At 44.9% G+C, this 14,847-nt stretch carries 12 protein-coding genes; 3 read left to right on the top strand and 9 right to left on the bottom strand.

Annotation, left to right across the window (positions count from 1 at the left end):
• Positions 1–155: 155 nt before the first annotated feature.
• Both QUA27_RS07315 and QUA27_RS07310 read right to left on the bottom strand, forming a co-directional pair.
• The gene (locus QUA27_RS07315; RefSeq protein ID WP_333067208.1) at positions 156–860 is read right to left on the bottom strand and encodes a hypothetical protein; all 705 of its coding nucleotides are present in this window, start codon (positions 858–860) and stop codon (positions 156–158) included.
• Positions 861–1,055: 195 nt separating this feature from the next.
• Positions 1,056–1,262 carry a hypothetical protein gene (locus QUA27_RS07310; RefSeq protein ID WP_333067207.1) on the bottom strand — a complete coding sequence of 69 codons (207 nt, stop codon included), beginning with the start codon at positions 1,260–1,262 and terminating at the stop codon, positions 1,056–1,058.
• A gap of 382 nt (positions 1,263–1,644) precedes the next feature.
• On the opposite strand from QUA27_RS07310, the gene QUA27_RS07305 reads away from it, so the two are divergent.
• From QUA27_RS07305 to QUA27_RS07295, 3 genes are all read left to right on the top strand, one after another.
• A complete protein-coding gene (locus tag QUA27_RS07305; protein WP_333067206.1) occupies positions 1,645–4,494 on the top strand; it encodes a tetratricopeptide repeat protein in 2,850 nt (949 codons plus the stop codon).
• A gap of 166 nt (positions 4,495–4,660) precedes the next feature.
• Entirely contained in the window at positions 4,661–5,377 is a 717-nt protein-coding gene (locus tag QUA27_RS07300; RefSeq protein ID WP_333067205.1) for a Uma2 family endonuclease, read from the top strand.
• A gap of 192 nt (positions 5,378–5,569) precedes the next feature.
• Positions 5,570–6,919 (top strand): 16S rRNA (cytosine(967)-C(5))-methyltransferase, encoded by a 1,350-nt coding sequence (locus QUA27_RS07295; protein ID WP_333067204.1) that lies wholly within the window; start codon positions 5,570–5,572, stop codon positions 6,917–6,919.
• 23 nt (positions 6,920–6,942) lie between these two features.
• On the opposite strand, the gene QUA27_RS07290 is transcribed toward QUA27_RS07295, so the two are convergent.
• From QUA27_RS07290 to QUA27_RS07260, 7 genes are all read right to left on the bottom strand, one after another.
• Positions 6,943–9,495: a transglycosylase domain-containing protein gene (locus QUA27_RS07290; RefSeq protein WP_333067249.1), complete on the bottom strand. Its 2,553-nt coding sequence runs from the start codon at positions 9,493–9,495 to the stop codon at positions 6,943–6,945.
• 239 nt (positions 9,496–9,734) lie between these two features.
• A complete protein-coding gene (chlG, locus tag QUA27_RS07285) occupies positions 9,735–10,745 on the bottom strand; it encodes a chlorophyll synthase ChlG (RefSeq protein WP_333067203.1) in 1,011 nt (336 codons plus the stop codon).
• 444 nt (positions 10,746–11,189) lie between these two features.
• Entirely contained in the window at positions 11,190–11,285 is a 96-nt protein-coding gene (locus QUA27_RS07280) for a DUF29 family protein (protein ID WP_333067202.1), read from the bottom strand.
• Positions 11,286–11,383: 98 nt separating this feature from the next.
• Positions 11,384–12,088: a helix-hairpin-helix domain-containing protein gene (locus tag QUA27_RS07275; protein ID WP_333067201.1), complete on the bottom strand. Its 705-nt coding sequence runs from the start codon at positions 12,086–12,088 to the stop codon at positions 11,384–11,386.
• Between the two features lie 109 nt (positions 12,089–12,197).
• Positions 12,198–12,545, bottom strand: a complete 348-nt coding sequence (locus QUA27_RS07270; RefSeq protein WP_333067200.1) for an NINE protein — start codon at positions 12,543–12,545, stop codon at positions 12,198–12,200.
• A 95-nt stretch (positions 12,546–12,640) separates the two neighbouring features.
• A complete protein-coding gene (locus QUA27_RS07265) occupies positions 12,641–12,853 on the bottom strand; it encodes a hypothetical protein (protein ID WP_333067199.1) in 213 nt (70 codons plus the stop codon).
• Between the two features lie 352 nt (positions 12,854–13,205).
• Positions 13,206–14,798 (bottom strand): CPBP family intramembrane glutamic endopeptidase, encoded by a 1,593-nt coding sequence (locus tag QUA27_RS07260; RefSeq protein ID WP_333067198.1) that lies wholly within the window; start codon positions 14,796–14,798, stop codon positions 13,206–13,208.
• Positions 14,799–14,847 lie beyond the last annotated feature (49 nt).

Raw genomic sequence — 14,847 nt, 5'->3', positions numbered from 1 at the left:
CCCGGACACCGTTCTCCTTAGGTTGGCGATTCACAAGTCAAACAGCAAAACTCCTGTTCTGGTTAAAGTTTGTTTTTTATTGATGCTGCATCTTTCTATTGTGTTGGATTTGGGGAAAGTGTTAGCTATTGTACAGAATTCTTTACATTTGTGATTTATTTGGATATAATCGCGCCACTCTGCCGCAGTTGCTGTTGAATTCGGTTAAATTCTTTCTGTTCTGCGCTTAGCAAAGTATTGTCGATCGGCGATCGCATATCCCACTGCAATTCGGACAATAACAACAAACAGCCAGCCATAATTATGCCTGTGGTTAGATATTGCCAAGGTGCAACAAAAGTTAATAGAGGTATGCTAAATAAATGAGTTAGTCCGATCAGGAGAAAAGTCCGTGATCGCAAACCCAATCCAGTACAAAAATAGCCGATCGCGCTCAACCCCAACCACAAATCGCAAAGGTGCAGCAACAAACCTCCCCAACCGGCAAAAATACTGCAATCCGTTAGAACCAAACCAGTTATCATCAAAATCGCCCAAGAGTAAAGAATCCAGCTAACTCGCTCGACTCTTACCCAAAACAAAGTCAAAACGGTCATTGCCGCAGTGCCAATTAGAGTCAAACTTGACCACAGAATCGCCTGAAAGCTCCAACTGATAGGGACAAACTGAGCCGTTAAAAAAATTCCCCCTGTCACCAAACCCCAAAGCAGAAAAGTTTGGTCGATGCGGGTATAAAGTCCTGAGAAAAGAGTAATATTTCCAATTTGCCAGCGGAGTTGCAACAGGCCTTCACGGTCTTGTACGTCGAGATGTTCCTGTTTGCAGCGGATTAGGGGTTCGGAGGCGTTGAAAAAGGTCATCCAGAGTTGGGGAAAGTATGAAGTTTTGTGTATTGTAACAAGTCTTAAAGAAGATTTTTTATATTTTTTCTTGTTCCCCGGCTGTGCCTGGGGACGTAGATTTGGAGGCTCTGCCTTCCGCGAGTCTAAGACTTGCGAGGCAGAGCCTCTGGATATCGGTTCCCCGGCTGTGCCTGGGAACCAGGGAACCAGTGATTATTTGTGTTTTTTGTTCAGGGTTTTGGTCAACTGAGTAATTGAGTTGAGCAATGTTTGGGAAAAGTAAGCCATTGCAATAATCACGGCTACTGCAACTCCTCCGTACATCAGTAAAGGCATGAAACCTCCAGTTTCAGGCGGTGTTGCCGAATCAGTTGGAGCAGTAGAAACCAGAATGACTTGCTTGGTGCTAAAATCAGACATATAAACTCCTAGGTCTGTACAAAGACCATAAAAATGGGAAATTGACGAGCGTTTCTGGTGGCCGCCAGTCGCTCTGAAAAAAACAAGCGATCGAAAGCGTCTCTAGTAAAAACTAGGGGCGCTTGTTTGCTTGTTAAGGGCAGTCTAACACTGCTTTGAAAAATATACAACAGAAATAACGTATATTTATTTAAACCTATGGTAAATTAGACGTATTAACTATCAAAGCCTTGTCTAACAAGCATTTTCTCCTTCCCGGATCGGCGTCCCCAGGCCGAGCCGGATGCTCTGCCTCCTGTTTTCTTCCGCAACCGACGAGGCAGAGCCTCTAGATATCGGTTCCCAGGCACAGCCGGGGAACCAGTTAAACCCAATAGATATTATGAAAAATACATTTATCTCTCGATTTACTCCTAGCTTGATGTCACCAGAAACCCTGGAAGCTATCTTAGTACAGCGTCACGCACTGGCAGAAAATTTAGTAGAGCTAATTCGGGAGAGCGCCTTAACAGATAACAAGCATTTTCAACTGCTAATAGGGCCGCGCGGCATTGGCAAAACGCACTTGGTTTCACTGATTTATCATCGCGTAGCTAAGATGGAAGATTTGCGGGATAAATTGCTAATTGCGTGGCTGCAAGAAGAGGAATGGGGGATTGCATCTTTTTTGGATTTATTGCGGGGAATATTCCGGGCAATTGCTAAAGAATATCCGGCAGCATATGAAGCTGAGTTACATGATGATGTTGAAAAGCTTTATGATTTGTCGCCGGAGCAAGCTGAATTTAAGGCCGCAGAATTGCTGAGAGACTTTGTTGGCAAGCGGGTGCTGTTGTTGATTGTCGAAAATTTAGAGGACGTGTTTAGCGGGTTGGGGGATTTCGGGCAGAAGCAGTTGATGGCGTACATTAAAAATTATTCGTTTTTGACAATTTTGGCAACATCACAAAGCTTGTTTGATGGAGTCAAGCTCTCTAATAATCCTTTTTATGGCTTTTTTGATTTACATGAATTAGATGAGTTTAAGCTCGATGATGCTGTAGCTTTATTAAATCATATTGCCACGTTAGAAGGAAATAATGATTTAGCATCTTTTATTCAAAGTCCCACAGGGCGCGATCGCATTAAAGTTGTGCATTACCTTTCTGGTGGCAGTCCTCGCGTCTACATTGTTTTTTCGGCTTTTCTGATGACACCTGAATCGCTCGATAAATTGGTAGAACCGTTCATGGAAATGCTGGACAGCCTCACGCCCTACTATCAGGATCGGATGAAATATCTTTCAAATCAGCAGCGAAAGATAGTTGACTTTTTGTGCGATCGAGGTGGTGCCGCACCAGTAAAACAAATTGCTAAACGCTGTTTTATTGAGCAGCGAACTGTATCTAGCCAACTTAAAGATTTGCGAGATAAGGGTTATGTAAAAACTGAAGAAATAGGACGGGAATCGTGGTATGAATTGCGGGAACCATTGATGCGTTTTTGTCTGGAGGTAAAGAAGCAGCGAAATCAACCGATTCGATTAATTGTGGATTTTATTCGGGTTTTGTATACACGGAAAGAATTGCTGCAGCGATTGGGATTGAGGATGGCGGATGTTGATTTGGCGGAGAAAGAAAGTCATTTTATGTATTGGCCAGGTTTGAAACCGATTCCACCTGATGCTGTGATGGAACGAGAATATTATACGCGGGCGCTTGAGGCTATTGAGAGAAATGAGGAAGACCCGCGTCTGAAGGCTTATTTTGATGAAATTGGAAATTGTATCGAACAGAAAGACTATGTTTCGGCTTTAGCATATGCGGAAAAATTGGTAGCAAGTCGGGGTGAGGCAAAGGATTGGTCGGAAAAGGGACGCTGTTTACATAGCCTGGAACGCTACGATGAAGCCTTAGAATCTTACGATCGCGTGATCGAACTAGATGCCAATGATCAGTCGGCTTGGGCTTTACGAGGTGGTGTGCTCTACAACCTCAAACGCTATGAAGAAGCCTTAGTATCCTTTGATCGGGCGCTCGAACTTGACGACAATGAGCCGTGGGATTGGGCTAGTAGAGGCGATGTACTCGACAACCTCAAACGCTATGAAGAAGCTTTAGAATCTTACGATAGGGCGCTCGAACTAGATGCCAATTATCAGTGGGCTTGGCGTATGCGAGGTGATGTACTCAACAACCTCGAACGCTATGAAGAAGCCTTAGAATCTTACGATTGGGCCCTCGAACTTGACGATAATGAGCCGTGGGCTTGGGTTCAGCGAGGGGATGTACTCGACAACCTCCAACGCTACGATGAAGCCTTAGTATCCTTTGATCGCGCGCTCGAACTAGATGCCAATTATCTGTGGGCTTGGGCACTTCGAGGCGGTGTACTCAGCAACCTCAAACGCTACGATGAAGCCTTAGTATCCTTTGATCGCGCGCTCGAACTAGATGCCAATTATCTGTGGGCTTGGGCTAAGCGAGGGGATGTACTCTACAACCTCGAACGCTATGATGAAGCCTTACTATCCTTTGATCGCGCGCTCGAACTAGATGCCAATTATCGGTGGGTTTGGGCACTTCGAGGCTATGTACTCAGCAACCTCGAACGCTATGATGAAGCCTTAGTATCTTACGATCGCGTGATCGAACTAGATGCCAATCTTCACTTGGCTTGGACACTTCGAGGCGATGTACTCAGCAACCTCGAACGCTATGAAGAAGCCTTAGCATCTTGCCATAAAGCGATCGAACTTGGTGAGCAATCTTCATATGTCTTCTTCAACCGAGCTATTGCTATTCTCGGATTAAATCGTTGGGATGAAGGTATCGCCGCCTTAGACGACGCATTCCAACGCTTTGAACCCGACGATGAAGCTGAGGCAGATGATGCCAAGTTAATTACCAGCAACCTGTTCGCAAACACGCACGATGCAGCGATATGGAAAAATCGCATCGCCAGCCTGATTGCAGTTTACGAAAAGCATGAATATCTCTCAGTCTTAGGACAGGGAATTGTGCGAAATATCCCCGCGCTAATGTCAGAAATGGTAAGCGACAAAACTGCACGCACTTGGTTAGAATTGTGGCAAAAACTAACCAGCAAGTACGAAGAATTCCAAATTCCCATCCGCCTGCTGAATGCGGCTGTCCGCTATAAGGAAACAAAGGGCGACAGACGAGTTTTGTTAGAACTTCCCATCGAAGAACGCAATTTATTAGAACCATTGGTGTCAACCAAACCCGAATAAGTAAAACAGGACTTATGCACTCCCACAAAGAAACCTGGTTTTTTACCTAATCTTCGAGTACGAACGAAGTATTTTCGTAAAAAAACAGGTTTCTCGGCCCCGTGAGTAAGTCCTATAAAATAGGTATAAAATAGAAATTGATGATACTAGCCAAGGACTCATCCCCATGACCGCAACAATTCCAACTAAAACCTCAGCAGGAATCATCTACCCAGACAGCGACGGCAAACCCATGTCAGACAATACCAAACAGTTTGAACTAATTGTCACCATTCAAGGCGGAATAGATGCCTTATACAAAGACAACGAAAATGTCTTTGTAGCCGGTGACTTGCTGTGGTATCCCGTCGAAGGCGATAACAAAACTCGCCAAGCACCTGATACAATGGTAGTTTTTGGCAGACCGAAAGGTTACAGAGGCTCCTACCAACAGTGGCTGGAAGATAATATCGCCCCGCAAGTTGTCTTTGAAATCCTCTCGCCGGGAAATCGAATCGGAGAACTGTTTAAGCTGTTTAATTTCTACCAGGATTATGGAGTCGAAGAATATTATGTTTACAGTCCAGAGGATAATGAATTAATTGGTTGGCTGCGTTCTGATGGAAAACTAAACTATATTGAATTAATGGATGGTTGGGTGAGTCCGCGTTTGCAGATCCGTTTTCAAACTGCATCGGGAGACTTGGAAATTTATCGGCCTGATGGACAGAAGTTTTTGTCTTATGTGGAGTTGTCAAGACAACAGGAATCAGCACAACGACAAATGGAACTAACACAGCAACAAATGGAACAAGAACGGCAAGATAAAGAGTTAGCACAGCAAAAAGCCGATCGCCTATCCCAAAAATTGCGAGAAATGGGCATCAATCCCGACGAAATTTGAACAAAAAAGACCGGGGGGTTAAAACCGGGTTATTTTCTTCCCTCCACAGAGGCGGATATCGTTTGTATAGGCGCGATTTCAATCGCCGTCTTATCTTTGTTTGTATAGATGCGAGTTCAATCGCCGTGATTTCTATTTTTTATTTTCAATCCTCAAACAACCTATAATAACTTGACATATAAGCAACCAACTATGCAAAATCCCCGCCAAATAGCCTTTCTCGCACTCCGTGAAGTCCACCGCCGCGGTGCATTCGCAGATGCCGCACTCGATCGCGCTTTCAGCAATTCTCAACTCAACGACCTCGATCGGCGTTTAGTCACAGAATTAGTTTACGGTAGCGTCAGGAGAATGCGATCGATCGACTTCATCATCGACAAACTAGCCACAAAGAAATCCTCCCAACAACCGCCAGAACTTCGCACCATCCTACATTTAGGCTTATATCAACTCGAATATCTAAACCAGATTCCCCCCTCCGCCGCCGTCAACACCACCGTTCAACTAGCAAAAGAAAACGGCTTTTCTGGACTCAGCAGTTTTGTCAACGGTTTGTTGCGCCAATACATCCGTTTAACAGATAACGACTTAAACCCATTAACAGTTACTAATTATAAATCAACCGTTGAACGCCTAGGAATTTTGCACAGCTTCCCCGAATGGCTGGTGAAATTGTGGATCGAACAAATAGGCGAAACCGAAACCGAACAACTGTGTGAATGGTTCAACCAATCCCCCACAATTGACCTGAGAATCAATCCTTTAAAAAGCTCGATCGCCGAAATTGAAACCGCCTTCAAATCCCAAAAGATCAGCGTTAGCAGAATCCCACACTTGCCACAAGCATTAAGACTAAATGGCAGCATCGGCGCCATTCAAAACCTCCCCGGATACAGCGAAGGTTGGTGGACAATCCAAGACAGCAGCGCTCAATTAGTCACCCATTTACTAGCGCCGCAGCCTGGGGAAACTATCATCGACGCCTGCGCCGCGCCCGGGGGAAAAACCACCCACAGCGCCGAATTAATGCAGGATAAAGGCACTATTTATGCCTGCGACAAAACCGCCAGCAGACTCAAAAAACTTAAAGAAAATGCAGACAGACTCCAGATGAAATCCATTAAAATTCATACCGGAGACAGCCGCTATTTCCCAGAGTTTGTTAACCTCGCAGACAGAGTTTTACTAGACGCACCTTGTTCTGGCCTCGGAACCCTCCACCGCCGCGCCGACGCCCGCTGGCGCCACACGCCCGAAAACATTCAAACACAATCCCAATTGCAATCGGAATTATTAGCAAATGCAGCGACATTTGTCAAGTCCGGCGGCGTATTAGTTTATGCAACTTGCACAATTCATCCCTTGGAAAATGAAACAGTTATTCGATCGTTCTTAGACAGCAATCCTCACTGGCAAATCGAACGGCCAACAATTGATTTACCCGTACAGCCATCACCCGAAGGATGGGTGAAAGTTTGGCCGCACAGACATCACATGGACGGCTTTTTTATGGTGAGGCTAAAGCACTTGAAAAATCAGTAAACTCCTTACTCCAAAGCGATAGCTTAATATCCCGGTTCTTGATAAGCAGGCTCTTGATAAGCAGGCTCTTGATAAGCAGGCTCTTGATAAGCAGGCTCTTGATAAGCAGGTTCTTGCGGTGGGTAATACTTCGGTTCAGGATTAGGATTGTACGGTACGATCGCACCATCCTCATTCACAATCATCCCCCTAATAATCTTATGAGGCTGCACCGGTTTGGCCTTAATACTGCCTTTGCGGCCCTCCAACTGCGGCAACTTTGGAAACTTCTCTACCGGCATTCCCTTAACAGCTTGACTCATAAAATCGCGCCAATTGTAGGCCGCCGTACCGCTAGTTCCCCAAGTCGGATAATTGTCATCATTCCCCAGCCAAATCCCAGTCACCACCTGTGGAATGTAACCAATAAACCACAAATCCCGCACGTTTTCCGAAGTACCAGTTTTGCCTGCTACAGCGCGATCGTTTAACGCAGCAGGCCCCCCCGTACCGTCTTGCACAACGCCCTCCAACATCCAAGTAGTAATCGCAGCACTATCCTTATCCAAAACCCGCTTCGGTTTAAAATTAGCCTGATAAATCACATTTCCCCGCTGATTAATCACCCGCTTAATGCCGTGGGCTTCAATAAAATTTCCTTGCGATGCTAAAGTACCGTAAGCATTGGTCAACTCCAGCAAATTTACCTCTGAAGAACCCAAAGCCAGGGAATAAATCGGACTCAATTTAGACTTAATCCCCATATCGTTGGCTAATTTTATCGCCGGTTCAAACCCCACATCCATCAACACCTTCACAGCTACGACATTCACCGAACTCGTCAAAGCATCCGAGATCGATCGCCAACCGCTAAATTTTTTGCCATAATTATTCGGTTGATACCCGTCGATAATAATTGGTTCGTCTTCGTAACTGTCATAGGGAGAAAAACCAGCCGCCATCGCTGCTGCATAAACCAACCCTTTAAACGTCGATCCGGGCTGCCGCAAAGCCTGCGTAGCACGGTTAAACTGACTTTCCTTAAAATTTCCGCCACCCACCAGGGCCTTAACTTCCCCAGTCTTAGTATCCATAGAAACTAAAGCGGCCTGTTCAAAACCCTGACGGCGGCCATCAACTTCGATCGCATTTTTAACAACCTCTTCCGCTATTTTCTGCCACTTCAAATTCACCGTCGTCTCAACAGTCAAACCGCCAGCTTCCAAAGCATCTTTAGAAACATAGCGCGGCAATTCCTTGCGAATGTAACTAGCAAAATAAGGCGCGACTACTTTAAATCGCTTCGGCGCACTTGGTTTAACCGCCATAGGTTCCGCCATCGCCTCCTTCGCCTGAACCTCTGTAATTACCTTCGCTTCCTGCATTTGTTGCAGCACAATATTGCGGCGTTTCTTAGCCATATCCGGATTAACCAAAGGCGAATATTCGCTCGGTGCCGGTGGCAAACCCGCCAAAGTTGCCATTTCTGCCAAATTTAATTTATCGACTGTTTTGCTAAAGAAAACCCAAGCCGCATCTGCCACCCCGTAAGCATCCGAACCCAAATAAACTAGATTTAAATATCGTTCTAAAACTTGGTCTTTACTCAACTCTCGCTCTATTTTTTGAGCTAAAAGAGCTTCCCGGACTTTCCGCCTAATACTTCTTTCCTGATTAAGAAAAACAACGCGAGCCAATTGTTGCGTAATTGTACTGCCACCCTGCACTAAATCTCTTTCTATCAAGTTAGAAACAATCGAGCGCACAATACCTTGATAATCCACCCCGCGATGTTTGTAAAAACGGCGGTCTTCTATGGAAATAAAAGCTTTAACCAACAATTCGGGAATTTCTTGAAGTTTCAGTTTATCTCTAGTTGCCGGGCCAGACTGCAACAAAATCGTATTATCTGCAGCCTTAATTGTCAGCGTTCCGTCGCGGTTAAAGGCTGACAAATCGTTAACATCCGGCAAACCTTTGTCTAAGGTGTACAAAATCCATAAGCAGTAGATTAAAGCGCCCCCACTGATACTGGCAACACCTAAACTTATCCAAAATCTAGGACGGCGGGGGACACGTTTTTTAGTATTTTCCTGCGGTGCGCTATTTTCCTGTAGTGCGGTATTTATCGGCAGTTGGGTGTTCTGCGATTCGCTATTTTCCGAAAATTCGCTACTATCGGATTTTTGGGGTGATTTAGTTCCGAGCAAACTTAATCCCGGCTGCAACAATTCTTTTCCCTTAGTTTGCAAGCTGGTAACTTGAGGTTCAATTTCCAACCAAGCAATTAAGCGCTTCAATCCTTCCCAATCGCGCTTGACTATTGGATATCGAGCGTATTCTGGCTCTAAATAATCTGACTCTAAATATTCTGACTCTTCTGGAGGTGCAGCATCTTCTGATACCACATACTCGGCTCGCTCATCCCTTGTCTGTGTATAAAATTGCGCCTCGGATTCCGGCGAGTTGAGCTTATTGCCCTTCGCAGCCTTGGGCGGTTCTCGATCGGAATTACCGCTTATTGCGTTAGTGACTTTGCTCAATGTATCTTTGATATTTGAGAAAAATTCTGCCACGTTCAGACCTTCAAACCTCATCAAGTCCGATTAAAAATTAAAAATTTAAAAAGCTAGCTTTCTTCAATTCTTAATTTTTAATTCGACATTTTTTATTGAATAACACGCTGCCTTGAATTAGGTTTTTTGAATTAAAAACTTTTTAATTCACCACTCAAAATTCAAAACTTTTCTTAACGCTGCAGAGCTTGGTATTTTTTTGAGAAGTGAATTAGATTTTTTGAATTCAAAATTTTTTAACTCAAACCTCACAACTCTGCTTAACTCGCATGACCCAGTGCCAAGGCTGCTACCAGCATACCCAAAACCAGGAAAGGCTGAGCACTTGCCTGATATTTAACATCATTTTCAAGGGGATTACGCAAAAAGTACATATCCTGAAAAGTAATTTGGGGAATTATCAGCAGCAGCAGAATGACAGCGTAAAGGTTTTGGTGGATGCTGATCAGGTAGCCTGCAATCCCAGCTTGAAAGATGTCGATCATCAACACGCAAATCCAAGCTGCGGTGGTGATTCCAAACATCACTGGCAAAGATTTTAACCCTAATTGCCGATCGCCTTCAACACTTTTGAAATCGTTGACGATCGCAATCCCCAGCCCTGCCAAACTGTAAAACAGGGTCAATATCATAATGGTGGGATCTAGTGTACCAAACAAAGCTTGACCCGCCCACCAAGGCAGGGCAATGTAGCTAGCACCCAGGGCATAATTTCCCAACCAGCCATTCTGCTTGAGTTTCAGCGGGGGCGCAGAGTAGATGTAAGCTAGAAACGCGCCGCCGAGAGTCAAAACAGTCATTATCGGGAATTCATGACCCGCCCACAAGTCTAGAGCATAAGCCACCCCAATACCAGCGGCTAATAATACCAAAATTTGCGTTACTACTTGCGGAATCGAGATGATACCGGAGGGAATTGGACGGTAGGGCTCGTTAATGGCGTCAATGTCGCGATCGTAAAAATCATTCAAAGTTTGAGTGTACCCGGCCAGCAACGGCCCTGACATCAACATACAAGCTGCTGCGATCAAGAAATTTTCTAGGTTCCAAACATAGTTTCCAGAAGACGCCGCCCCGCACACCACGCCCCAAATTAAGGGAATCCAGGTAATCGGTTTCATCAATTGCAAGCGAATCTTCCAGATAGAAGTTTCCCCGCTAGCGGCCCCTTTCATGCCCAACAGTTGCCGAGTTTTGGCACTGCGGTTTTCGGTAGCAGCACTTTCCGGTGCAGCTTCTGGGGAGATTTGGGATGGAGTAGAGTCAGACATAAGTGTGATGTTAGCGGTTCTGCTACTATTGTGTCGTTCTGCGTTTCAATAATAATTCTGATAGGATACCACTGATATTTAAGACAGATTCTTGAAAACTTACCCGGGCTTGGAGTTGATGCTAGGAAAAAGTAGGAGTTTCACAATATACTGAGATATCATTATTTTGTGTAAATGTCAAGAGGATAAATACTTTTTTTTATAATTTCGCTGAGTCCGCCTTCTGGGGGAGATTTTTGCCAGCAGGTGCATTTAATGTCAATTACCAGGAGGCGATCGAGCTTTTTAGCCATGCTACCGTTGAATCATTTCCTCTGGCAGAAAGTCAATCGATTTGAGATTTGAGATTTGAGATTTCAGATTTTTAGATATGCTACCCCTTCTTTGATCTGGTTGAAATTGCCACTTAAGCAAGTCCCGGAGAATTACCACCAAATTACTCTCTCAACTCCGGCGTTCACTTCGCCCCATGTCTTCTATTTCTGCAATCAGATTTTCCCAGTTGATGTTTGAAAAGTCGCGAACCCGCAACTTTGCCAAACTGGTTTCTCTCTATCTGAGGTAATCTGTATCATACATTTTTTGTCCGTTAACTTCTAATTTTGTTGTCATAAGCTGTTCGTGGTAACAACTGCAAATTAACAAATATGGCGGTATGAATCAAAAGGCAGTCCCGTCCGCCGCTTAACTTCCACAACTGATTTGTAAGCGCCTTTTCTCTGCCTTTCTCTAACTATTTTTTCGGCAACAATCCGATCTAACCCGCTGGCAATCAACTCTTCCGGCGAAAGGATATTTAACCGTTTCCAAGTAAACTGCAATTCTTTTTGATAATTGTAGCTGAAGCAAATCATCGGGGCGATGCGTCTGACGTGGCTTTCGGGAACTCCGGCTATTTCTGATAACTCTTCGGCGTGGGTAAAAATGTAGCCTTCGTTTTGCAAAGATTCAATATCGTTGGCGTAGACGATCGGCAAACCCAATATTCTGACCATATCGTCTTTGGTACACTCGTTAATATCTATTTTGCCGCGCACGTTTGCCAGTTCTTCGGCATTTGTTGCACTTGCAGGAACCAGTAAACCTCTGGGTGCAGTTTTGATCAGATAGCGCTTTTTCAAACTAAAAGCAGTAACAATTTGAGCGATCCAAACGATCGTACCCAAATTAGCTGAAGAAGATACCGCTAGTGCTGCTAAAGTAATTGCAACACCCCATCCCATCCAACTACGAATATTTGACTTTTGGCCTGCATAGGCGATCGCCAATCCACCGAAGTATGGAATAAAAGCATACCACACCCAGTTAGGAGTTTGACGCAGCCAGTATAAATCTTGAGACACTTTAATTTTATCCTTCAATAGTTGTGATCTCACACTTTCTTATTTCACTCCCACTTTTTTAAGGGTGGGCTTCCTTCTTCCTTCTTCCTTCTTCCTTCTTCCTTATTAATTACAATTCTCGCAACAGTTTTTGGCGTTTTTCTTCATATTCTTCGGCGGTAATTGCGCCCATATCGTAAAGTTTTTTCAATTCGCCGATCGCCCCTGTTACATCTTTTGCCGCTCTGAGGGCATACCCCGACGGCAGCGTGCCGCCATTGTACTGAAGCTGAAAAGCTTGTTCCGACATCAGCAGTAGGCCGATAAAATCGAAAAATGCGATCAGTGACGGAATTAATGTCCAAGAAAATAGCAAGTATAATACCCCTGCTAAGTTATTGCCCAAATAAAATTTGTGAACTCCGAAACCTCCAACAAAGAAAGCTAACACAACTGCTACGGTTTTATCTTTTACCATTTTTACTTTCCCCAGTTTTTTTATTTTAACTTCCGCGATCTACTTTTAATGCGCGAGCTGGAACGATCGAGCTAAGTAATCTTACTAATTTTTACTCATTTATTTGGGTTTTTGCGAAACTTAGACATCGCAAAATACAGCAGAACTATACCGGCTTGAGCCTGTAGAATCACCAAGTAGCCTCTCAAGAAATAATTGAGTTCGCTGCCTGAATTGAGAGAAAATATTAAAATGCCCAAGGCTGCGTAGGGTGCGAAACGCATCCAACTCGGCGTTCCCTCTAAGTTGCGGCTGTTCAAATTGCTCATGGGTTTAAGCCTCATCCTAAATTAAAATTTAGCTATAAATTAGCCGGATTGTCAACTTCCGTTTGGTGCGATCGCCCGGGTAACTCTCTCAATCATCAGCCGACAAGATATTACTTCCATGTTAAACTCTGTTTTTCCGCTCAAGTAAGCAACCTGGACTCGTCGATCTGGATCTGTGGCTGATATTACAGATTAGGGTGAACCCGCCCCTATATGAATTCCGGTTATTTTACCGACCTAGATATCAGGGGCGCACCGAACACCCTAGTGCTGTTTTTGGCAAGAGTCGATCGCCTTGACGATCGCTCTCAAAAAAACTCGATTAATTCACAATTATTAACAACCGCCCCAATTAACTCGCGCCACCCCCCAAAAGAAACAGACTCAGGAGAGTACCGCTATTCCAAAGACTGTGGAGAAGCATAGGAGCAAGGAGATTGCGCGATCGCGTGTACACAAACCCCAAAACCGCACCCAAAGTCGCCAAAGGCAGAATCTCAGAGACACTCAAGTGAGCCACAGCAAACAAGAAAGCAGAAGCTGCGATCGCTCCCCAAACAGGCAAATAGCGAGTCAGAGAAGGCAGCAGAAAGCCTCGAAACACAATTTCCTCAAAAACCGGAGCGGCGATCGCAGCAGTGCCGAAAAACACCACCAAAGCCACGTTGTCCCTACCTTCAAGAACGATCGGCAAAATCGGATTACTGCCGCCTTGTCCCTGCCAAAATTGCTGATTGATCAGCGACACCAAAACTACCAAAGGCAAAGCCACAAAATAGCCACCCAAACCCCACAAAAACCAATTTCCCCGCCAATTAGTCCGAAACCAACCTTCCGGCAAAGGCAAAAAAGACTTGACCGAAAAATACAGTACCGAAAGCCCCCCAGCCGACAGCAACAAATAAGTAGCAAAGATATAAAAAGCCTTGTCGCGCCCGTCAAAAGTAGCAGGATTGAGTTTTAAAACAGCCAGAGAAACAGGCAGCAACAAATAGGGAATCAAGATTTGCCCGACAAAGAAAAAGCCGACCACAAGCACCTGCCAAACAATCTCGCCGTCCCAAGGCACATCCCAAGTCAAGCTCGCATTTCGCGCCAACACCGGGCCGGAACCTGCTGTCTCTAACTGCTGCCGCTGCAACAGCCACTGCACGGTCAAACCAATCAGCAAAATCGTGCCAATAAAAAGTGCGATCGCCGGAACCCCAACCACAATTGCCAACTTTTCTATAGCTTGTTCAGCCGTTGCTTGCTCTGCTGCTTGCAGCGCCACCAGCTCTTTAGAACGTTCTTGCAGCTTGTAAAGTTGAGCGAGAGCACGATAGCGAAACCAGCCATCCAAAGACTTTTGAATGCGGGGTTCGGCATCCGGCAGCAGTTGAGCCGGATTGATCCAAATTCCCCTTAAAACTTGAGCAGTTACCACCGAAGAATCGTCATCAATTTTAGTTTTGTAGCGCTCAACTAAATTTGTCCAAGTTTGGAGCGCAGCCTCAGTTTTACCGCTGCTTACCTGCAAAATTCCCAAGCGCAAGTCAAGTTCGTTTAGCAGCGCTGACTGTTGCTCGATAGACTCTGATAAAGCCTTGTTTTGAGCCAATTTCAGAGTATTATCAGCAGACTTGGAGGTGATGGCAGACTGAATTCCTTTAAATTGTGATTGAGTTGTTTCGAGAGTTTTGCGAGTCGAGTCTCGCGCTTCTTGATATTGCGTCAAAGCCGTATTTAAAGGATCTGCACCGACAATATTGTTGCGCGCCGAACTTAAATTAACACTCTGATTATTTTCTCCCTGCCACTCCGAGGCGTGCAGCAGCAAATTTGTCTGGTAGAGTTCCAGCCGGCTTTGAATTTGCGGCTGGTTCCAACTAGCAAGTAAAGATAAACCGACCAGGGCGATCGCGATCGCCGTTAAAATACCTAAAATAACCCGCTTCAGTGTCATTCCTGCTTTTCCGTCCCGCGCGAATCCGTGGCTAAATCTTTTCCGTCTT

The organism is Microcoleus harperi Pol14_C6, assembly GCF_036701295.1.
Taxonomy (GTDB): domain Bacteria; phylum Cyanobacteriota; class Cyanobacteriia; order Cyanobacteriales; family Microcoleaceae; genus Microcoleus.
The sequence above is the reverse complement of the archived record's forward strand: the minus strand, read 5'-3'. Positions and strand labels throughout refer to the sequence as shown.